The sequence below is a fragment of the Catenuloplanes niger genome, assembly GCF_031458255.1.
Classification (GTDB): domain Bacteria; phylum Actinomycetota; class Actinomycetes; order Mycobacteriales; family Micromonosporaceae; genus Catenuloplanes; species Catenuloplanes niger.
The window spans coordinates 8,638,454-8,658,976 of sequence record NZ_JAVDYC010000001.1 but is presented as its reverse complement, the minus strand read 5'-3'; the positions used below and the strand labels follow the sequence as shown (position 1 = coordinate 8,658,976).

Sequence of the window (20,523 nt, the reverse complement as noted above, 5' to 3'; positions counted from 1 at the left end):
CCGGTCACCCGGCCGGCCGGTGGGGAATGCCGGTCACGGTCCGGGTCTCCCGGTCGTAGCTGCGGGCCGCGACCGCCGCACCGGTCAGCGGAGGCAGGCCGGACAGCAGGGTGTCGGAGCCGGGGGTCGCGTTCAGTGCGAGGCTGACGTGCGGGACCCACCGGTCCGGCGCGTGCAGCGGGTTGTCGGAGCCGACCGCGGACCACACCCGGGCCTGCAGGTCGTGGAGGCCGGCGGCCGGCAGCACCAGCGCGCGGCCGAGCATGCGTGGCGCGCCGAGGCTCACCGGGACCGGCAGGTCGAGCGGTGGCAGCGCGTCCAGCGACGGTACGACCACGAGCGTCACGTGCGGCCGGTTGGTCGGGTGCGGGTGGGTGGCGAGGCTGCGGACGCCCGCGGCGTGCAGACGGGCCCAGAGCGCGCGCACCCGGCGGTCGAGCTCCGGGTCGAGCAACAGCTCCACGGTACGCATCGGGAACACCATAAACCGGTCACCCGACGCTACCACCCCCGTATCGGCATCGTCCGGTGACCGGCTCATTGACAGCATCGACGACCGTATCGGGTGACGGGTGAAGTCCGGACGATTCCGGACGGCGGCGTCCTCCACTAGCCTCACAGGCGTGGATCCGGCGGCCGCGTTCAGGGAGCTGCCCGATCCGGCTCGCGCCGCGGGGCTGGACGAGCTGGTCGAGCAGCTGCGGCTGCTGAAGATCTGGGCCGGCGACCCGTCGTACGAGACGATCAAGGACCGGGTGAACGCGACCTGGACCGCGGCCGGCCGCCCCGCCGGTGAGCTGGCCCGCCGCTCCACCGTAGCGGACTGTTTCCGGCCCGGTCGCCGCCGCTTCAACACCGACCTGGTGATCGAGGTGGTCCGCGCGCTGCATCCGGACACCGGGTACGTCGCGCAGTGGCGGCAGGCGCTTCGCGTCCTCGGCGGCGAGTCGGAGGCGGCGTCGCAGGTGCGGGTGCAGGACCGGCTGCCACCGGACCCGGCCGGGTTCACCGGCCGGGTCGCGGAGCTGGACCGGTTGCGCCGGGCCGCGCGGGACGGCGACAGCGTGGTGATCTCCGCGATCGAGGGGATGCCGGGTGTCGGCAAGACCCAGCTGGCGCTGCACGCGGGGCACGTGCTGCTGCGCGAGGAGCCGTTCGACCGGGTGCTGTTCGTCAACCTGCGCGGCTTCCACCCGGACCCGGCCCAGCCGCCGGCCGACCCGGCCGCGGTGCTCGACGGGTTCCTGCGGCTCCTCGGCGTGCCGGGCCGGCGGCTGCCGCACGGGCTGGCCGCGCGGACCGCGGCGTACCGGGAGCGGCTGGCCGGCACGCGCACGCTGGTGGTGCTGGACGACGTGGCGACCACGGCGCAGGTGCGCCCGCTGCTGCCGGCCACGCCCGGCTGCCTCGCGCTGATCACCAGCCGGCGGCGGCTCGGCGCGCTGCGGCCGGCCGCGCGGCTGACCGTGGACGTGTTCACGCCCGGCGAGGCGGTCGCGTACCTGCGGGACGCGGCGCCGGGCACGCCGGTCGGCGCGGACCCGCGCGCGGCGGCCCGGATCGCGCGGCGCTGCGGCCACCTGCCGCTGGCGCTGAGCCTGGTCGCGGGGCACATCCGGGGCACGCCGGGCTGGACGCTGACCGATCACGCGGACCGGCTCGACCAGCGGCACCGGGAACGGCGGCTGGACTCCGGCGTCGAGCTCGCGCTCGCGCTGTCGTACCAGGAGCTGTCCGTCGATCTGCGGCTTCTGCTGCGGATGGCGGCGCTGCACCCGGGCCAGGACCTGGACGCGTACGCCGCGGCCGCGCTGACCGGCACGGACCTGGACACCGCGCGGGCCGGGCTGGACCGGCTGCACGACGATCACCTGCTGCAGCAGCCCGCACCCGGCCGGTACGCGTTCCACGACCTGGTCCGCGCGCACGCGACCACCCGCGCGCAGGACGAGGACCGGCCGCCGGACCGCCGCGCGGCGCTGACCCGGCTGGCCGACTACTACCTGGCCGCCACGGCCGCGGCGATGGACACGCTGCACCCGGCCGAGGCGCACCTGCGGCCGCGGGTCGCGCCGGCCGCCGGCCCGGTGCCGGACCTGTCCGACCCGGACGCGGCGCTGGACTGGCTGAACTCGGAGCGGCCGACGCTGGTCGCGATCGCCGCCCGCGGCCCGGACCCGCACACGGTACGGCTGTCCCGCACGCTGTTCCGCTACCTGACCGGCGGGCACCTCACGGACGCGCTGACCGTGCACGGCCACGCGGTCGAGGCGGCCCGGCGCGCCGGCGACACGCTCGGCCAGGCGCACGCGCTCACCGACCTCGGCGGCGTCCACTGGCGGCTCGGCCGGCCCGAGGACGCGGCCCGGCACTTCACGGAGTCGCTCGCCCTGTTCGCCCGCGCCGGTGACGTGGACGGCGAGGCCCGCGCGCTGACCAGCCTCGGCATCGTCGCGGACCGCGGCGGCCGGCCGGCCGAGGCGATCGGCCTGTTCGAGCGCGCGCTCACGCTCTTCGCCGGGGCCGGCAACCGGACCGGCGAGGCGCGCACGCTCAACAACATGGCGAACGTGGAGGCGCGGCGCGGCCACGCCGAGGCCGCGGCCGAGCGGTGGGAGCGGGCCATGCGCCTGTTCCACCAGGCCGGCGACCGGGCCGGGGAGGCGAACGCGCTGAACGGGCTCGGCGACCTCGAGGTGCAGGCCGGCCGGTTCGAGTCCGCGGCCGGGCGGTTCCAGCGGGCGCTCACGCTCTACCGGCAGATCGGCAGCCGGGCCGGTGAGGCGAACATCCTGGACAGCCTCGGCATGCTGCACACCCGGCTCGGCCGGCCGGACCAGGCCACCGACCTGCACCGGCTGGCGCTGACCATGTACCGCGCGATCGGCGACCGGCACAGCGAGGCCCGCGCGCACAACGGCCTCGCCGAGGCGGCCCGGGCCGCGGGCCGCCCGGCGGACGCGCGCGCCCACCACGAGGAGGCGCTGGCGATCGCGGACGGCATCGGCTCCGGCGACGAACAGGCCCGCGCCCGCGCCGGCCTCGCCGAGGTGCGGCGCTGATCGACGCCGGCGCCGCGTCAGTCGCCGAGCCGGTCCAGCGTGGCCGCGTCCCAGGACAGCGTGACCGTACCGTCGGTGACCCGGACGCCGCCGGTCCAGTCGACGGTCAGCGGGTCACCGTGGTCGAACGGGTTCTTCGCGGAGTAGAACCGGCCGCCGTCGCGCGCGCCCACCCGGATCTCGTCGTACGGCGCGAGGAACAGCCGCTCACCGCGATGCACCCGCTCCACGCAGAGCCCGTCCTGGCAACCGAGCCGGTCGGCCTTCGTGGCGAACAGCAGATTCGGCGACAGCACGCGGCCGGCCAGCACGCCCAGGGCCAGCAGCCCGAGAACGACAGCAAGCGCGACCCGCCCGGCCCGCGACTTCCGCGACGAGGATTCCATGTCGCACACCGTACAAATCCGGACCGCCCGCCGAGTCCCGGGATCGTGCCGTGGCGTGCCCCGGCCCCGGCGTCGTCCGGTTCCCGGAGCGCCGGCTACGGGCAGTTCGCGCTGGTGTGGTTGACGGCGTACTCCTCGTCGTCGTGGGTGATGCCGGAGCGTTCGCCCGCGAAGTACGACTCGACCTTCTCGCCGTCGCGGAGCTGCTCGAAGTGCAGGTGGGGGGCGCTGGACTCGCCGGTGCTGCCGACCTTGCCGATCTGGTCGCCCATCTCGACGCGCTGGCCCTCGCTGACCGCCGGCGGCTCGAGCAGGTGCAGGTAGAGCGTGGACCATTTGCCGCCGTGGTCGATGCGGACCCAGTAGCCGCCGCCGCGCCCCATCGGGCCGCGCGGGTTGTCCGGGGTGCGTTCGCCGAGCCGGCCGTTGATGCCGGCCCGGACCACGGTGCCGGCGTACGCGGCGAGGACCGGCCGGCCCCACGTCTCGCCGCTGGTCGGGTAGAGGTCGACGTCGAAGTCCCCGTGCCCGGGGTACGTGCTGAGCCGCCACGTCTCGCCGCACGCCACCGGCAGCTGGAACGCGGGTCGCGGGCCCGGTGGGCGCACGGTCCGCTCGACGAACCACACCGCCACCCCGGCCAGTATCAGGACCACGACGACGGAGACGACGGTGCGGACACGAGTGGCAGTCACCGTCCGATGGTGCCAGGCCGAGACCGCGAGCGGCGAACGTGGAAAGCTGGGTGGACCGAGCGAAGGAGCGCACGTGAGCACACCGATCCGGGTCACCGTCTGGGGCGAGAACGTCCATGAGCAGCATGAACCGGAGGTCGCGGCCCGTTATCCGGACGGCATGCACGGTGCGATCGCGCAGGGTGTGACGCAGCATCTCGGCGACCGGGTGACCGTGCGCACGGCCACGCTGCAGGACCCGGAGCACGGCCTGACCGAGGACGTTCTCCGCGAGACGGACGTGCTGACCTGGTGGGGGCACGCCGCGCACGCGGACGTGGCCGACGACGTCGTCGAGCGCGTGCACCGGCACGTGCTGGCCGGGATGGGCCTGATCGTGCTGCACTCCGGCCACTGGTCGAAGATCTTCACCAAGCTGATGGGTACGTCGTGCACGCTGCGCTGGCGGTCCGCGCACGACCGGGAGCTGGTCTGGACCGTGGACCCGACGCACCCGATCGCGCGCGGCGTCCCGCACCCGATGATCATCGAAGAGGACGAGATGTACGGGGAGTTCTTCGACATCCCCGCGCCGGACGAGCTGGTCTTCATCTCCTCGTTCTCCGGCGGCGAGGTGTTCCGGTCCGGGTGCACGTTCAAGCGCGGCCACGGCAAGATCTTCTACTTCCGGCCCGGTGACCAGGACTACCCGACGTACCACCACGACGGGGTGCGGAAGGTCATCGCGAACGCGGTCGAGTGGGCGGTGACGGTGCGCCCGGAGCGGGCCGAGCCGACGCTGCTGCGCTACGACACCGAGGACTTCTTCAACGGCCACGGGTACGGTGGGCCGCTGTGACGTTGCGAGTCGTCGTGATCGGCGCGGGGGCGATGGGCCGCGCCTGGATCCGTACCGTCGAATCGGATCCCGAGGTGGAGCTGGCCGGCGTGGCCGACCTGGACCTCGACGCCGCGGACGAGGCCGTGGCGGGACGGGTGCCGACCGCGCGGGACGGTGTCGCGCTCGCGATGCGGACGCACGCGGACGCGATCATCAACGTGACCGTGCCGGCCGCGCACCACCCGGTCACCACGGAGGCGCTCTTCGCCGGCCTGCCGGTGCTCGGTGAGAAGCCGGTCGCGGAGACGGTCGCGCAGGCGCTGTCGCTGGTCGCGACCGCGGAGGTGACCGGCGAGCTGTTCATGGTCAGCCAGTCCCGGCGCTACAACGCGCACCTGTGGGCGCTGCGCGCGCAGGCCCGCGCGCTCGGCCGGCCCGGCCTGCTCACCACGGAGTTCTTCCGGGCGCCGCGGTTCGGTGGTTTCCGCGACGCGATGGACCACCCGCTGCTGCTGGACATGGCGATCCACCCGTTCGACACCGCGCGGTTCGTGCTCGACGCGGAGCCGGTCTCGGTCTACTGCGAGGAGCACAACCCGCCGTGGAGCTGGTACGCCGGTGACGCGGCCGCGACCGCCACGTTCGAGATGACCGGCGGCGTCCGGTACGTCTACACCGGCAGCTGGTGCTCCCCCGGCCTGGAGACGTCCTGGAACGGGTCGTGGCGGCTGTCGGCCGAGCACGGCTCCGCGGTCTGGAACGGCGACGACCCGCCGGTCTCGTCGGTTCCGGTCACCGACGGCGTCGCGGACGATCCGGGCGTCGAGATCGCCGGTGCGCTGCGCGCGTTCACCCACGCGCTGCGCACCGGCGACGTGCCCATGGGCGAGGTGCACGGCAACGTGATGAGCCTGGTCATGGTCGAGGCCGCGGTGCGGTCCGCGTCGACCGGCGCCCGGGTGCGCGTCGACGACGTGCTGGAACACGCCTACGAGCGGGCGATCGCGGCGGAGCCACGGCCCGAGGTCCGCGAGGCGCTGCACTCGTGGACCTCGGTCCGCGAGGCACTGAAGGGCTGAACCGCGGGCCGCGTCGACGGCCGGGGCACCGCGAGCGGGGCCCCGGCACCGCCCGCGAGCCGGTCAGGGCAGCGCCCGCGAGCCGGTCAGTGCAGCGCACGCGAGCCGGTCAGGGCAGCGCGATCAGGTCGTCGACGTCCGGCGGCGGGCCGAGGACGGTCTGCCCGGTCGCCCCGGCCGCCCTGCCCAGCAGCGCACGGTCGATCTCCCAGCCGTGCGGCCGGGGCGCGCGCACGTCCCGGCCCACGGTCCGGAAGAACGCCTCCAGGCCGCCCGGCGTGGTCAGCGCGAGCGTCTCCGCGTCCTCGGTGATCCGGTGCGCCATCGGCACGCCGGGCGGCACGAGCACCAGACCGCCCGGCCGCAGCTCGTGACGGTGCTCGCCGACCCAGTAGACGCCACTGCCGCTCAGCATCAGGATGATCTCGTGCTCGTGGGCGTGCGCGTACACCGGCGACGCCGCACCGGCCGGCGCGCTGGACCGGAACATCGCCAGCTGCCCGCCGGTGTGCTCCGCGGTGAGCAGGATCCGCAGCAGGCCGCCGCCGATCCACTCCAGCGTCTCGTGCGCCTCGGCCCGCGCCACGTACGGCACGCCGGTCGCGTCGGAGCCGGTGCGCGGCAGCACACCGTCCAGCGGCAGCGGCGGGCCGAGGACGGTCTGCCCGTTCGCCGCCGCGGCCGCGGCCATCGTGGCCGGCGTGATCTCGAACGCCGCCGGCCGGGGCGTGCGCAGGTCGCGCCCGGCGCCGCGGAAGAAGTTCTCCAGGCCGGCCGGTGTGCTGACCGCGAACAGGTCCGCGTCCTCGGTGATCCGGTACGCGTGCGGGACGCCCCGCGGCAGGAACGCCACGCTCCCCTCGCCGGCCTCGAACCGCCGGGCACCGATCCAGAACACGGCACTGCCGCGCAGCAGCACGAAGATCTCGTCCTCGCGGGAGTGCACGTGCGCCGGCGATGCCGCACCGGCCGGTGCCTGTGACCGGAACATCGCCAGCCGCCCACCGGTCCGTTCCCCGTCCAGGAGGACCCGCATGACGCCGCCGCCGAGCCACTCCAGCTCCTGGTGCTCCTCGGCCGATGCCGCGTAGGGGTGTGTCATGGTGCTTCCGTCTCCTCGGATCGTGGCCGTCGACGAGAACCTAGGTCGCCGGCCCGCCGCTACGGCCCGCCGGAAACCGGGGGTGGTGCGCGTACCGGCGACCGTCTATCCTTGGTGGTTTTCATGACACGCATGTCGGTCCGGGAGCGCGACGCGCTGCACGGTGTGGAGCGTGCCTGCGCGCTCGATCTGGACTCCCGATCGCTGCGGCGGGAGCTGGCCGCGCGGCTGTCCCGGGTGGTCGGCTACGACGCGTACTGCTTCGCCGCCGTCGACCCGTGGACGCTGCTGCTCGCCGACGAGGTCTCCGCGGGCATGCCGCCGGACGGGGGCGCGGCCGCCACCCACAACGAGTACCTGGTCGACGACGTGGACAAGTTCGCCGAGCTGGCCCGGACCCGCCGCACGGTCGGCATCCTCGGCCACAGCACCGGCGGCGAGCCGGACCGCAGCCACCGGTTCCGCACGCTGCTGCCGATGATCGACGCCCGCGACGAGATGCGCGTCGTCTTCCTCGCCGACGGCCACTGCTGGGGCGCGATATCGCTGTTCCGCGGCTGGCGCCGGCCCCCGTTCACGCCGCACGAGGGCACGCTGGTCCGCGCCGTGGCACGCAGCATCGCGACGGCGCTGCGCCGCGCGGCCGGCCGCACCGGCACGCCCGCGCCGGCCGACACGCCGTCCGGACCCGGCGTGCTGCTGCTGGATCCGCGCGGCCGGACCGTGGCGAGCAACGAGTCCGCCCGCCGCTGGCTCGAGGAGCTGTCGCCGCTGCGGATGGGCCTGCACGAGGTGGCGGCGGCCTCCCGCGCGGGTGCGGAGTCGTATCTGCGGGTCCGCACCCGGACCGGCCGGTGGCTGTCACTGTCGGGATCCACGATGGACGGTGACGCGGCCGGCACGGTGTCGATCGTCGTCCAGCCGGCGCCGACCTCCGACATCGCCCGCATGCTCGCGCTCGCGTACGCGCTCAGCCCGCGCGAGCAGGAGGTCCTGCGGTCGGTCGTCGCCGGGGTCCCGTCCGCGGCGATCGCCACCGGCCTGCGCGTCTCCGCGCACACCGTGGACGGTCACCTGAAGTCGCTGTTCGCCAAGTTCGGCGTCGGCAGCCGCGGCCAGCTGGTCGGCCGGGTCGTCGGCGACGTGCACACCCGGCAGCGGGCCGTCCCCGACCGTACGCCGGGTCAACGGCCCTGATCGGGGCGTCCCCGGTGCGGCACCACGGGACACCCCGATCTCGGGCCGGCCGGACTCGCGCCACGCCGCTTCCCGCTCAGGCCGGGGCGCGGAGCGCGGTGACGACGTGGTCGGTGTCGGAGCCGGCCAGCGGTGCCTCCCGGACGTCCGTGAAGCCGGCCTCGGTCAGCAGCGCGGCCAGTTCCGGCATGCCGTAGGCACGGCCGCCCTGGGTGTGGAACAGGTTCAGGCTGAACATCCGGACGAACGCCTCGGCCGGTCCGGGACCGCGGGACGGCACGTCCGCCAGCGGCTCCAGCAGCGTCAGCCGGCCGCCGGGCCGCAGCGCGGTCGCGGCCCGGCGCAGCAGCGTGCGCACGTCGGCGGGCCGGTAACCGTGCACGATGTTGCACAGCAGCACCAGATCGTGGCCGTGGCCGAGGTCCGTGGTGAACAGGTCGCCGGGGCGCAGCGTCACCCGGTCCGCCAGGCCGGCCTCGGCCACGGTCCGGGCGCCCCGCTCGAGCGCGCCCGGCAGGTCGACCACGGTGGCCCGCAGCCCGGGCCGGGCCCGCAGGAACGCGACCGTGTAGCCGGCGTGCCCACCGCCGAGGTCGAGCAGACTGCGGTCCGCGCCGGCCGGGGTCAGTGCCACGATCTCGTCGCCGAGGTGCGCGGCCAGCCGGCGCAGCATGGTCTGGAAGTCGGCCAGCGTGTCCGGGTGCCGCTCCAGCCAGGCGTAGAAGTCACCGGACGGCTCGCCGCGCCGGACCGACTCCTCCAGGTCACCCCACCGGTGGTCGAGCACCGCGGCCCAGAACCGGAGCACCGGCACGAAGCTGTCCGGCGCGTCCGTGCGCAGCCAGCGGGCGGTGTGCGGCGTGTCGGCGTAGCGGTCCCGGTCCCGGTCCAGGTAGCCGTAGCCGGCCAGCGCGTCGAGCAGGATCCGCAGTCCCGCCGGGTCGGTGCCGGTGCGGGCGGCGGCCTGCTCCGCGGTCAGCGGCTCGCCGGCCAGCGCGTCGAAGACACCCAGCCGCGCGCCCGCGGCCGCGGCGCGGAACGACACCGCGTCCAGCAGATCGAGATATGCCGCCGGAAACGCTTCCGGATCGAGACCGTGCAACGGTACGGGCATGTGCGTGCTCCTCCAGGACTGCGCTTCGGGGGTAGGGAGTCAGACCGCGGTGGCGGGCACGGCGTCCGGCAGGTCGTCGGCGCGGCGCAGGGTCCGGGTGGCCGCGGTGATCGCGGCGAGCAGCACCATCGCGAGGCCGCTGACCACGAACAGCAGCGCGATCCCGCGGCCCGGCCCGGTGCCGATCACCGCGCCGGCCGTGTCCGCGAGCGCGCCGCCCGGTGCCATCAGCGGTTCCGCGACCGCGTCCGCGAGCGGGCCGGCCAGCAGGTAGGCGAGCGGCACGGCGGCGTCGCCGATCACCCGGGCGGCGGCCGTCACCCGGCCGAGCAGCTCGGGCGCGGTCTTGAGTTGCAGCAGCGTCATCGTGGAGCTGTTCACGATCGGCAGCGTGAACAGGAACAGCGGCGCGACCACGCCGATCAGCCACGGTGACGGTGCGAGCGCGTGCAACGCGAGCGCGACGCCACCGCCGGCCAGCCCGCCGAGCACGGCCCGGCTGCGGCGTCGCGGCCCGCCCCAGGCGCCCATGACGAGACTGCCGGCGAACAGGCCCGCGCCGCCGGCGAACATCAGTACGCCGAGCGTGGCCGGGTCGGAGAACGACAGGATCAGCGGCTGGATCAGCACGCCCGCGATGCCGAACAGGAAGTTGAAGACACCGAAGACGACCACGAGGTGCAGCAGGCCGGGCCGGGCCCGCAGGTGCCGCCAGCCCTCCGCGGCGCCGCCGCGCGGCCTCGCCGCCGTGCTGTCGCCGGGTGGGCGCGTGATCGCGGCCGGCAACCGCACCAGCAGGAGCGTGCCGGCCGCGATCGCGAACGTGAGCAGGTCGATCGCGAGGACGCCGCCGATCCCGATCGTGACGACCAGCGCACCCGCGACCAGCGGGGCCGCGATCTGCACGGCCCGGGAGATCTGCATGAACCCGTTGAACCGGGCCAGGTGCCGGGTGCCGACCAGCGCCGGAGTCATCGACTGGTAGGCGACCTGGTGCACGGTGGACGCGCCCGCGGTCAGCGCGGTCGCCAGGTAGATGTGCCACACCGCCAGCGCGTCCGCAGCGACCAGCAGGGCCAGCGCGAGCGTCCCGGCCGCGGCCGCGGTGTCCGCGCGCAGCATCAGCACCCGCCGGTCCCCGGAGTCCGCGGCCGTGCCGGCCGGCGGGGCCACCAGCAGTGCCGGTACGGTCGCGGCCAGGAAGATCAGCGAGAACTGCAGCACGGAGCCGGTGCGCTGGTAGACCCAGACACCGAGCACGAACGCGGTGAGGCTGGAGCCGATCAGCGACGCGAGCTGGCCGAGCCAGATCGCGACGAGCAGCCGGGCGGCGACGGGACGCTCAGTCATCGGCGAGCACCTTCAGGTAGGTGTGCAGGAGTCGTTCGTCCGCGGCCGGGCAGACGATCCCGGCCGCGGCCAGCCGGGTCTCGGTGCCGGTGCAGTCGAAGTCCGGCTGGGTGCGCACCGGCGTGTCCGGCCCGAACAGCGGCGCGAACGCGGCCAGCGCCGCGTCCGGCCGGTCGAGCAGCGCGGCCCGCCAGCGCGGGTACGGCACCAGGTCGGCCCGGTGCCCGAACGAGGTGAGTCCCTCGGCGAGCGCGCCGAAGCTCATCGTCCGGTTGTTGTAGTAGTGGTGGTCGGCCGTGCTGCGCTCGCGGGTCAGCAGCCCGATCCCGGCCGCGACGTAGTCGACCGGCGCCAGGTCGATCCGGTCGTCGAGGTCCGGCACGGCGCCGAGCTGGGCGCAGGTGGTCAGCAGCCGGCTGAGGTAGTCGCCGGTGTTCCCGGCGCCGGTCACCGAGTGCCCGCTGACCCGGGCCGGCCGGTGCACGCTGACCCGCAGTCCCCGGTCGCGGGCCGCGCGGGCCAGCGCGTCCGCGGCCCACTTGGTCGCGTTGTAGCCACCGCCGAGCCCGGCGCAGTCGTCCGGCGAGTCGCCCTCGCGGACCAGCCCGCGGCGCCGGGCCGGGGTGAGGAAGACCCCGAGCGTGGAGACGAGGTGGACGTCGCTCGGCGCGCCGAGCGCGGCGAGCCGCAGCACGGTCACCGTGCCGTCCACGTTGGCCGGTCTCAGCGCCGCGTACGGCCGGAGGAAGTCCACGACGCCTCCGTTGTGGACGATCGATTGGACGCGCTCGCCGAGTGCGGCGAAGTCGTCCGCGGGCAGGCCGAACCCGGGCGCCGCCAGGTCGCCCGGCACGCCGGTGAGCCGGGCGGCGAACGACGGGTGCCACAGCCCGTACCGTCGCAGGTTGTCCTCGACGCGCGCGGTCGCCGCGGCCGGCCCGGCGGCCCGGACCAGGCAGTGCACGGTCGCGGTGGTGTGCCGCAGCCAGTCGGCGAGCAGGTGGGCGCCGAGGAATCCGGTCGCGCCGGTGAACAGCACGTCGGTGACCGGCGCCGGCGGGCCGGCCGGTGCGATCCGCAGGTCCGCGGGCAGGCGCGCGTCCGACCGGAGCACGTCCTCGGCCGGCGTGCCGGGCTGGTCGCCGGTGTCGAGGGCGGCGGCGAGCGCGGCCAGGTCCGCGGTGCCGAAGACCAGCGGCAGCGGTACGGGCCGGCCGAGCACCGCCTCGGCGCGGGCCGTGAACCGGGCCGCGAGCAGCGAGTGCCCGCCCAGGTCGAAGAAGTTGTCGTGCCGCCCGACCGGTGTGACGTCGAGCAGCGCCGACCAGACGTCCGCGAGCGCGCGCTCGGCCGGGGTGCGCGGTGGCACGTGCGCGGGCCGGTCCGGCGCGTCCACGGGTGCGGGCAGCGCGGCCGTGTCGAGCTTCCCGTGCCGGGTCGTGGGCAGCTCCGGCACCACGACGAACGCGGCCGGCACCAGGTGGTCCGGAAGCAGCTCACGCAGCCGCGCCCGGATCGCGGCCAGGTCGGGGCCGTCACCGGCCGCACGCGGATCAGGGCCGGCACCGGACGCGGCCGGGCCGGGCACGGCCGGGTCCGGTGCGGTGGTCTCGGGGACCAGGTAGGCGACCAGGCGACGGCCGGTGTGATGGTCGGCGGCGACGACCGCGGCACGGCGGATGCCGGGCAGCGACGCGCAGGCCGCCTCCACCTCCCCCGGCTCGATCCGGTAGCCGCGGATCTTGATCTGCCGGTCGGTGCGGCCGAGGAACTGCAGCGTGCCGTCGGAGCGGTGCCGGGCCAGGTCCCCGGTCCGGTAGAGCCGCGCGCCGGGCTCGCCGCCGAACGGGTCCGGGACGAACCGGGCCGCGGTCGCACCGGGCGCGCCGAGATAGCCGCGGGTGGGCGCGTCGCCGCCGATGTAGACCTCGCCGGGCCGGCCGATCGGGACCGGCCGCATCGCGTCGTCGAGCAGGTGCACGCGGACGTTCGGCACCGGGCGGCCGATCGGCAGGTGCGTGTGGCCGGGCAGCTCGCCGCCGTCCACGGTGGTGTACGTGGTGGCGCAGACGGTCGCCTCGGTCGGGCCGTAGTGGTTGTACAGCGGCACCGCGCCGCCGGTCAGCGCGGCCCAGCGGCGGACCTGCGCGATCGGGACCGGTTCGCCGCCGACCAGCACGGCCCGCAGCGGCCCGGCGTCCACCCCGGCGCCGCCGGGCAGGTCCGAGGTCCACGAGGACCACAGCGGCGCGGCCGTGTCGACCATGGTGATGCCGTGGTCGCGGCACAACCGCAGCAGCTCCGGGCCGTTGATCGTGGCCGGGTCCGGGTGCACCACCAGCGCGGCGCCGGTGATCAGCGCCGGGAACAGGTCGCCGACGGACGCGTCGAAGCTCAGCGGCGGGATCATCAGCAACCGGTCGCCGGCCGTGATGCCGTGCAGGCCGGCGAAGCCGCGCGCGAACGTGACCGCGGTCCGGTGCGCGACCATGACGCCCTTGGGCGCCCCGGTCGACCCGGACGTGTAGACCACGTACGCCAGCTGGTCGGGGTGGTCACCGGCGAGTTCCCGGACCGGGTCGTCGTCGGTGGCCGGGTCGTCGAGCCCCACGACCGTACCGTGGAAGCCGTTGACCGGTCCGGCCGCGATCGTGATCGCGGCGCCGGCCGCGGTCAGCAGCGCCGCGGAACGTGCCGGTGGCGCGGCCGGGTCGAGCGGCAGGTAGCCGGCGCCCGCGCGCAGGATCGCGAGGAGCGCCACGATCGCGTCCGCGCCGGACGGCAGCAGCAGCCCGACCGGCGTGTCCCGGCGCACGCCGAGCGCGCGCAGCCGGCCGGCCAGCACCGCCGACCGCCGGTCCAGGTCGCCGTAGGTCAGCGGCTCCCGGCCGAGCTCCAGCACCGCGAGCGCGTCCGGCGTGGCCGCGGCCCGCGCACCCACCAGCGCGTGCAGCGTGGTGGCGGGGCCGAGCGCGAGAGCCGTGTCGTTCCAGGCGGTCAGGTCGCGGCGCTCGCCGGCGGTGAGCGGGTCCAGCGCGGACAGCCGGGTGTCGCCGCGGGTCACCATCGTGCGCACCGTCTCCCGCAGCCGGTCGATCAGCCGGTCCACGGTGACCTCGTCGAACAGGTCCGTGTTGTAGTCGGCCAGTCCGCCGAGCCCGTCGTCGAACTCCTGGATCGCGACCGTCAGGTCCAGCCGGGACGTGTCGCGGCGGACCGGCACCGGGCGCACGGTCAGGCCGTCCCGTTCGCGGACCCCGCCGCCGCGGTTGAGCACCAGCATCGTCTGGAACAGCGGGTTCCGGCTCGGGTCGCGCGGCGGCGCGGCCAGCTCGACGATCCGGTCGAACGGCAGCGCGGCGTGCGTCAGCGAGTCCACCGTGGTGCGGCGCACCCGCGCCAGCGCCTCGTCGAGCGTGGGGTCGCCGGACAGGTCCGTGCGCAGCGGCAGGCTGTTGACGAACAGCCCGACCGTGCGGTCCAGGCGGTCACCGCCGCCGCGCAGCGACACCGGCGATCCGACGCAGACGTCGTCCTGGCCGCTGAGCCGGGCCAGCACCACCTGCAATGCGGTCAGGAAAATCATGAAACGCGTGGCGCCGGTACGCCGGGCGAGCGCGTCCACGCCGGCCGCCAGCTCCGGTGCGACCGTGAACGCCCGGGTCGCGCCGGCCGTCGACGGCGCCGCGGGCCGGGGGCGGTCGGTGGGCAGGTCGAGCACCGCGGTGCCGGCCATCCGCGCGGCCCAGAACGACTCCGCGTCGCCGGCCGGCCGGTCGCGCTGCCACCGCACCCAGTCGCCGAACTGCACGTCCGGCGGTGGCGCGGCCGGCTCGCCGGCCCGGTGCCGGCGATGGCCGTCGAGCAGCTCGTCGAGGATGACGCCGACCGAGACCTCGTCGGCCACGATGTGGTGCACCGCGACGGTGAGCAGGTGGTCGTCCGGGCCGAGCCGGACCAGCCGGACCCGCAGCAGCGGCGCCTCGGCCAGGTCGAACGCGGTCTCGCCGTCGCGGCGCACGATCTCGGCCGGGTCCGCGCCGGGCCGGTCCTCGTAGGTGAACGGGTCCGGCGCGTCCGGGAGCACGTCCTGCGTGCCGGCGCGGATCCGGGTGCGCAGGGCCTCGTGCCGGGCGGTCAGCGCGATCGCGGACGCGCGCATCGCGGCCGCCTCGACCGGCCCGCTCAGCCGCACGCCCTGCGCCAGCACGTAGGCGGGGTTGCCGGGCAGCAGCCGGTCGAGGAACCACATGCCCTCCTGCGCCGGCGACAGCGGCACCGGCGCGCCGGCCGGCCGGCGGGGGATCCCCGCGGCCGGTGCGCTCCCGGCGAGCCCGCGCCGGGCCAGCAGCCGGCGGATCAGTTGTTCACGGTCGGACGTGCCGCGGGGCGACTCGCTCATGCCCGTTCCTCCAGCATCCGGTGCAGTTCCTCGTCGGACAGGCCGGCGACCTCGAGGCGGACCGCCGCGACCGCGTGCAGGTGGCCGGGCTGCGGTTCGAACGCGGTCAGCGCGGACGCCATGGCGGCCACGGTCGGCGCCTCGAACAGCACCCGGATCGGCACGGTGATCCCGAACGTGTCGGACGTGCGCGCCACCACCTGCGCGCCGAGCAGCGAGTGGCCGCCGAGCCGGAAGAAGTCGTCGTGCGCGCCGACCGGGCCGCCGCGCAGCACGTCCCGCCAGATCCCGGCCAGCACCTGTTCCACCGGGGTACGCGGGGCGACCGCCGGCGCGCGTCGATCGCCCCAGCGCGGTGCGGGCAGCGCGCCGCGGTCGACCTTGCCGTTCGCGTTGAGCGGCAGCGCGGGCAGCACGTCCAGGTGGGACGGGACCATGTAGCCGGGCAGCCGCGCGGCCAGCACCGGGCGCAGCAGCTCCGGAAGCGTGGCCGGGTCGGTGCCGTCCGCGGCCACGACGTGCCCGGCCAGCCGGGTGTCGCCGTCGCCGCCGGTCCAGGCGCCGACGACCGCGTCCGCGACCCGCGGGTCGGCGCGCAGCACGGCCTCGATCTCGCCGGGCTCGATCCGGAATCCGCGCACCTTGATCTGGTGGTCGCCGCGGCCGAGGAACTCCAGCCGCCCGTCGGCGCGGCGGCGGCCCAGGTCGCCGGTGGCGTAGAGGCGGGCGCCGGGCGTGTCCGCGTACGGGTCGGGCAGGAACCGGCGCGCGGTCAGGCCGGCCCGGCCGTGGTAGCCGCGGACCACGCCCGTACCGCCGATGTAGATCTCGCCGACCACCCCGGCCGGGACCGGCTGCAACGCCTCGTCCAGCACGTAGACGCGGGTGTTCGCGATCGGCGCGCCCAGGCCGATCGGAGCCGGGGACGGCGGCACGGGACCGGCCGCGGACCACACCGTGGTCTCGGTCGGGCCGTAGCAGTTCCACAGCCGGGCGTCGGCGGTGAGCAGCCGGTCGGCCAGGTCGCGGGGCAACGCCTCACCGCCGCAGAGCCGCAGGCGCACCCGGTCCGGTACACCGCCGGCCGCGAGCAGCAGCCGCCAGGTGGCGGGCGTCGCCTGCATCGCGGTCGCGCCGGACGACTCCAGCCGGGCGCGCAGCGCGGCGCCGTCACCGGCCTCGGCCGCGCCGACGATCTCCAGCGGGATGCCGCGGACCAGCGGGACGAGCAGCTCCAGCACGGAGATGTCGAACGACAGCGTGGTGACGGCCGCGAACACGTCGCCGGCGCCGAGGTCGAGGTCGTCATGGAACGACGCGACCAGGTTGACCACGGCGCGGTGCGGCACGGCCACGCCCTTCGGCCGGCCGGTCGACCCGGACGTGTAGATCAGGTAGGCGAGCCCGTCCGGGTGCACCGGCTGCCGCTCCGGCACGGCCGCCGGGTCGTCCCGGTCGACCAGCACGGTCGGCGCGGTCGCCAGCACCGGGCCGAGCCGGGCCGCGACGGCCGCGTCGGTGAGCACGACGCGGGCGCCGGAGTCGGTGAGCATGTAACGCAGCCGGTCCGCGGGCAGGTCCGGGTCGAGCGGCAGGTATCCCGCGCCGGCCCACCAGACGCCGAGCACGGCCGCGAGCATGCCGGTGCCGCGTGACAGGCACAGCCCGACCGGGCTGTCCGCGGTGACGCCGGCGTCGCGCAGCCGGGCCGCGATCCGGCCGGCGCGGTCCAGCAGCGCGGCGGTGTCCAGCGTGCCGTCCGGGCCGGTGATCGTGGCGCCGGCGGCCGGGTCGACCAGGTCGAGCACCGAGCCGTCCGGTGGCGTACCGCGGTCGGTGTCGTTCCAGCCGGTCAGCACCTCCCACCGTTCCGCGCCGCTGAGCAGCGGGATCAGGTGCAGCGGGCGGTCCGGCGCGGCGACACCCGCGGTGAGCAGCGTGCTCAGGTGCCGGGTGAGCCGGTCGATCGTGGACGCGTCGAACAGGTCGGTGTCGTACTCCACGGCCAGCCGCAGCCCGCCGGAGCCGGTGGCCTCGCCGACCAGGGTCAGGTCGAACTTCGCGGTGCCGGTGTCCAGCTCCAGTGACGTGGCGGCCGTGTCGCCGAGCCGGAACGGTGCCTGCGGCGCGTTCTGCAGGATCAGCTGGGCCTGGAACACCGGCGTGTGCGCGAGGCTGCGCTCCGGCTGCAGCTCCTCGACGAGCCGTTCGAACGGCAGGTCCGCGTTGCCGAGCCCGTTCAGCGTGACCTCGCGGGCGCGGGCGGCCAGCTCGCGCAGTGACGGCCGGCCGGCCGACGACAGCCGCAGCGCGACCGTGTTGACGAAGAACCCGGCCAGGCCCTCCAGGTCGGGGTGGCCACGGCCGGCGACCGGCGTGCCGATCACCACGTCGTCCTGGCCGGCGTGCCGGGCGAGGACGGTCTGGAACACGGCGAGCAGCGTCATGAACATGGTGACGCCGGCGGCCCGGTTGAACGCGGTGACCCGGTCGACCAGCGCGGGCGCCAGCGTCAGGTAGTGGACCGCGCCGCGGTGCTCGCGGACCGCCGGCCGGTGCCGGTCGGTGGGCAGCGTGAGCAGCGCGGGCGCGCCGCGCAGGTGGTCGAGCCAGAAGTCGAGCTGCCCGGTGAGCAGGTCACCGCCGAGCTGCTCGCGCTGCCAGCGGGCGAAGTCGGCGTACTGCACCGGCAGCGGTGGCAGCCGCGGGTCGCGGCCGTCGCGGGCGGCCGTGTACGCGGCGTTCAGGTCGGTGAAGAGCACGCCGAGCGACCAGGCGTCCGAGACGATGTGGTGCAGCACCAGCGTGAGCACGTGCTCGTCCGGCCCGAGCCGGATCAGCGCGGCGCGCAGCAGCGGCCCGGCCGCCAGGTCGAACGGCCGCCGCCCGAACTCGGCCGCGAGCCGCCGGCCCTCGGCCCGGGTGCCGCCGGCCGCGTCGACGATCTCCAGCCGCACCGCGGACGACGGATGCACGACCTGCACGACCTCGCCGCCCGACTCCGCGAACGTGGTGCGCAGCACGTCGTGCCGGGCCACGACCGCGGCCAGCGCGGTGCGCAGCGCGGCCTCGTCGACCGTCCCGCGCAGGTGGAACGCGACCGGGATGTGGTAGACGGCGGTGCCGCCGGCGAACCGGTCCAGGAACCACAGCCGCTGCTGCCCGAACGAGGCCGGGTGGGTGCGCGGGGCCCGCGCCCGCTCGGTCAGCAGGCGGGCCAGCAGCGCCCGCTTGCCCTCGCCCGGCGCGGTGGAATCGGTGCTCATCAGGCCTCCTGGGTCTGGGCGGGCAGTTCGAGCCCGAAGCGGGTGGCGGCGGCCGCGACCTGCCGGCGCAGCGCCACCGGGCCGCTGCCGGAGAAGCGGTGCAGGTACGCGCCGAGCGTCACCGGGTCGTCGGCGAGGAACGGGAAGTCGCTGGGCACCATGTGCCGGATCGCCAGCAGCGGCACCGGGCTGTGCAGCGGCCGGAAGTCCGGGTTCCACAGGCCGCCCTTGGCCGGTGGCCCGTCGTGGAACTCGCCGATCATCAGGCCGCGCTCGGTGTACGCGGCCTTGAGCCGGGCCTGCGCGCGGTCCACCTGCACCCGGGCCACCTCGTCGGGCAGGTCGGGCAGCGTGAGCAGGATCGTCTTGAACTGGGCGGCCGGGCCGTGCGCGGGTTCCAGCGCGGTGAACCAGTCCCGGTACCCGGCCAGCAGCGCGTCCAGGTCGTCCGGGTCGAGCGTGTCGCCGCGGTGCACCGCGAGGTAGAACACGCCGCGGTCCAGCGAGCCCTGCACGAACGGGCACACCGGGCCCTTGCGGCCCAGGTCCGGGTGCGGCCCGCAGAGGTACTGCCGGGCCCAGGCGAGCACCTCGAGGAGCCGGCCGGTGACGCCGGCGACGAGCGGGTGCGGCAGGTCGGCGTGCAGGTCGGCCGCGTCGAACAGCACGTGCTCGGGGAAACCGTGCCGGGTCAGCATGCCCGGTCCCGTCCCGGGCGGCGGGCGGCCAGCAGCGCCGCGCCGGTGGCCAGCGCGACGCCGGTCACCAGCGCGGCGGCGCCGGCGAGCGTGCGGCGCTGGTGACGCACCCGGGCGAGCGCGTCCGCGTACGGCGTGGTGGTGTGCGCGACCAGCGTGTAGAGCGGCACCCAGCGGTGCGGCAGCAGCCGGGACAGCGCCCGGTCCGCGGCCGCGGCCAGCACGTAGCCGGGCCGGTGCACGCGCGCCCGCAGCTCGGTGAAGTTCGCGGCGGACAGGTCGGCGAGCACGTCGGTGTGCGGCCGGCGCGCGGCCTCGTACGCGGCCAGCGCGGTGCCCCGGTCCGCGTGCCGGCCCAGGCACGCGTCCAGGACCAGGCAGTCCTCGAACGCGGCGTTCATCCCCTGCCCGAAGAACGGGTAGACCGCGTGCGCCGCGTCGCCGACCAGCACCACCCGGTCCTCGTGCCGCCACGGCGCGGTCCGGACCGTGACGAGCCGCCCGACCGGATGGGCCAGCAGTTCCTCCGCCAGGTCCGGCATCAGCTCGCGCGCGTCCGGGAACGCGGCGTCGGTGAACGCGTGGATCGCGGCCCGGTCGCGCAGCGCCGCGAAGCTGACCGGCCCCTCGTGCGCCATGAACAGCGAGCAGGTCAGCGAGCCGTCCCGGTTCGGGTGCGCGACCATCAGCGCGTCCTCGCCCGGCCAGACGTGCAGCGCCTCCAGGCGCACCCGGGGCACGCCGCCGGGCCCGGCCGGGATGGTCAGCTCGGTGTAGCCCCACGGCAGGAACTCCTGCGCGTAGTCGGCGCGCAGCCCGTGCTGCAGGTGCCGGCGCGCGGCCGAGAACACGCCGTCCGCGCCGACGATCAGGTCGGCCTCGACGGTCTCGGCCGGGTCCGCGACCTCCACCGTGCCCTTGTCCCGGTCCAGCCCGGTCAGCGACCGTCCGAAGTGGAACCGCACGTCCGGGTGCGCGGCCGCGGTGTCGACGAGCAGCCGGAGCAGGTCGTCGCGGAGCACCGAGTGCAGGATCTCGTGCTCGCGCACGCCGTACGGCTGGAACCGGGTCGTGCCGTCGGGCCGGTGCACCACCCGGCCGCGCATCGGCACGCTGCGGTCCAGCACGGCGCCGAGCAGCCCGGCCTCGTCGAGCGCGGCCATCCCGCGCGCGGACAGCCCGAGGTTGATCGACCGGCCGGTGGCCGCGGTGCCGGCGGCCCGCGGGTCCGGCCGCCGTTCGTAGACGGACACCCGGAACCCGCGGCGGGCGAGGAACACCGCGGTCAGCGAGCCGGCCAGCCCGGCGCCGACGATGACCGCGTGCTCGCGGGGCGCGGTCATGCCCGGCTC

The 20,523-nt window shown here is 75.8% G+C and carries 14 protein-coding genes; 4 read left to right on the top strand and 10 right to left on the bottom strand.

Annotated elements, in window-relative coordinates; genetic code table 11:
• Positions 1-4: 4 nt before the first annotated feature.
• Positions 5-472 carry a 2'-5' RNA ligase family protein gene (locus J2S44_RS38050; RefSeq protein WP_310424625.1) on the bottom strand — a complete coding sequence of 156 codons (468 nt, stop codon included), beginning with the start codon at positions 470-472 and terminating at the stop codon, positions 5-7.
• 151 nt (positions 473-623) lie between these two features.
• Between J2S44_RS38050 and J2S44_RS38045 the strand changes: the two genes are divergently transcribed.
• Positions 624-3,062: a tetratricopeptide repeat protein gene (locus tag J2S44_RS38045; RefSeq protein WP_310424623.1), complete on the top strand. Its 2,439-nt coding sequence runs from the start codon at positions 624-626 to the stop codon at positions 3,060-3,062.
• A gap of 17 nt (positions 3,063-3,079) precedes the next feature.
• Here the strand turns inward: J2S44_RS38045 and J2S44_RS38040 are convergent, their stop codons facing one another.
• Positions 3,080-3,448, bottom strand: a complete 369-nt coding sequence (locus J2S44_RS38040) for a hypothetical protein (RefSeq protein WP_310424621.1) — start codon at positions 3,446-3,448, stop codon at positions 3,080-3,082.
• A 95-nt stretch (positions 3,449-3,543) separates the two neighbouring features.
• Positions 3,544-4,143 carry a M23 family metallopeptidase gene (locus J2S44_RS38035; RefSeq protein WP_310424619.1) on the bottom strand — a complete coding sequence of 200 codons (600 nt, stop codon included), beginning with the start codon at positions 4,141-4,143 and terminating at the stop codon, positions 3,544-3,546.
• A 73-nt stretch (positions 4,144-4,216) separates the two neighbouring features.
• Between J2S44_RS38035 and J2S44_RS38030 the strand changes: the two genes are divergently transcribed.
• The gene (locus J2S44_RS38030) at positions 4,217-4,981 is read left to right on the top strand and encodes a ThuA domain-containing protein (RefSeq protein WP_310424617.1); all 765 of its coding nucleotides are present in this window, start codon (positions 4,217-4,219) and stop codon (positions 4,979-4,981) included.
• A complete protein-coding gene (locus J2S44_RS38025; protein ID WP_310424615.1) occupies positions 4,978-6,042 on the top strand; it encodes a Gfo/Idh/MocA family protein in 1,065 nt (354 codons plus the stop codon). The genes J2S44_RS38030 and J2S44_RS38025 overlap by 4 nt, the downstream gene beginning before the upstream one ends.
• 109 nt (positions 6,043-6,151) lie before the next feature.
• Here the strand turns inward: J2S44_RS38025 and J2S44_RS38020 are convergent, their stop codons facing one another.
• Entirely contained in the window at positions 6,152-7,144 is a 993-nt protein-coding gene (locus J2S44_RS38020) for a cupin domain-containing protein (protein ID WP_310424613.1), read from the bottom strand.
• 123 nt (positions 7,145-7,267) lie between these two features.
• On the opposite strand from J2S44_RS38020, the gene J2S44_RS38015 reads away from it, so the two are divergent.
• Complete coding sequence (locus tag J2S44_RS38015) at positions 7,268-8,341, top strand: LuxR C-terminal-related transcriptional regulator (RefSeq protein ID WP_310424611.1); 1,074 nt, start codon at positions 7,268-7,270, stop codon at positions 8,339-8,341.
• A gap of 76 nt (positions 8,342-8,417) precedes the next feature.
• Here J2S44_RS38015 and J2S44_RS38010 read toward each other — a convergent pair whose 3' ends face one another.
• From J2S44_RS38010 to J2S44_RS37985, 6 genes are read right to left on the bottom strand one after another with little or no spacing between them, the layout of a single operon-like run.
• On the bottom strand, positions 8,418-9,455 hold the full coding sequence (locus tag J2S44_RS38010; protein ID WP_310424609.1) for a methyltransferase: 1,038 nt from the start codon (positions 9,453-9,455) through the stop codon (positions 8,418-8,420).
• A gap of 39 nt (positions 9,456-9,494) precedes the next feature.
• Complete coding sequence (locus tag J2S44_RS38005) at positions 9,495-10,805, bottom strand: MFS transporter (protein ID WP_310424607.1); 1,311 nt, start codon at positions 10,803-10,805, stop codon at positions 9,495-9,497.
• A complete protein-coding gene (locus J2S44_RS38000; protein ID WP_310424605.1) occupies positions 10,798-15,207 on the bottom strand; it encodes a non-ribosomal peptide synthetase in 4,410 nt (1,469 codons plus the stop codon). Before J2S44_RS38000 ends, J2S44_RS38005 begins: the two co-directional genes overlap by 8 nt.
• Positions 15,204-18,476 carry a non-ribosomal peptide synthetase gene (locus J2S44_RS37995; RefSeq protein ID WP_310430109.1) on the bottom strand — a complete coding sequence of 1,091 codons (3,273 nt, stop codon included), beginning with the start codon at positions 18,474-18,476 and terminating at the stop codon, positions 15,204-15,206. The genes J2S44_RS38000 and J2S44_RS37995 overlap by 4 nt, the downstream gene beginning before the upstream one ends.
• A complete protein-coding gene (locus tag J2S44_RS37990) occupies positions 18,473-19,171 on the bottom strand; it encodes a DUF6875 domain-containing protein (RefSeq protein WP_310424603.1) in 699 nt (232 codons plus the stop codon). The genes J2S44_RS37995 and J2S44_RS37990 overlap by 4 nt, the downstream gene beginning before the upstream one ends.
• Positions 19,165-20,514: an FAD-dependent oxidoreductase gene (locus J2S44_RS37985; RefSeq protein WP_310424601.1), complete on the bottom strand. Its 1,350-nt coding sequence runs from the start codon at positions 20,512-20,514 to the stop codon at positions 19,165-19,167. The genes J2S44_RS37990 and J2S44_RS37985 overlap by 7 nt, the downstream gene beginning before the upstream one ends.
• Positions 20,515-20,523: the final 9 nt, after the last annotated feature.

What these genes read in the sequence shown, in the direction of transcription:
- J2S44_RS38015 (WP_310424611.1), top strand. Translation starts at nt 7,268, where the DNA reads ATGACACGCATGTCGGTCCGGGAGCGCGACGCGCTGCACGGTGTGGAG.
- J2S44_RS38010 (WP_310424609.1), bottom strand. Translation starts at nt 9,455, where the DNA reads ATGCCCGTACCGTTGCACGGTCTCGATCCGGAAGCGTTTCCGGCGGCA.
- J2S44_RS38020 (WP_310424613.1), bottom strand. Translation starts at nt 7,144, where the DNA reads ATGACACACCCCTACGCGGCATCGGCCGAGGAGCACCAGGAGCTGGAG.
- J2S44_RS38050 (WP_310424625.1), bottom strand. Translation starts at nt 472, where the DNA reads ATGCGTACCGTGGAGCTGTTGCTCGACCCGGAGCTCGACCGCCGGGTG.
- J2S44_RS37990 (WP_310424603.1), bottom strand. Translation starts at nt 19,171, where the DNA reads ATGCTGACCCGGCACGGTTTCCCCGAGCACGTGCTGTTCGACGCGGCC.
- J2S44_RS38040 (WP_310424621.1), bottom strand. Translation starts at nt 3,448, where the DNA reads ATGGAATCCTCGTCGCGGAAGTCGCGGGCCGGGCGGGTCGCGCTTGCT.
- J2S44_RS38005 (WP_310424607.1), bottom strand. Translation starts at nt 10,805, where the DNA reads ATGACTGAGCGTCCCGTCGCCGCCCGGCTGCTCGTCGCGATCTGGCTC.
- J2S44_RS37985 (WP_310424601.1), bottom strand. Translation starts at nt 20,514, where the DNA reads ATGACCGCGCCCCGCGAGCACGCGGTCATCGTCGGCGCCGGGCTGGCC.
- J2S44_RS38000 (WP_310424605.1), bottom strand. Translation starts at nt 15,207, where the DNA reads ATGAGCGAGTCGCCCCGCGGCACGTCCGACCGTGAACAACTGATCCGC.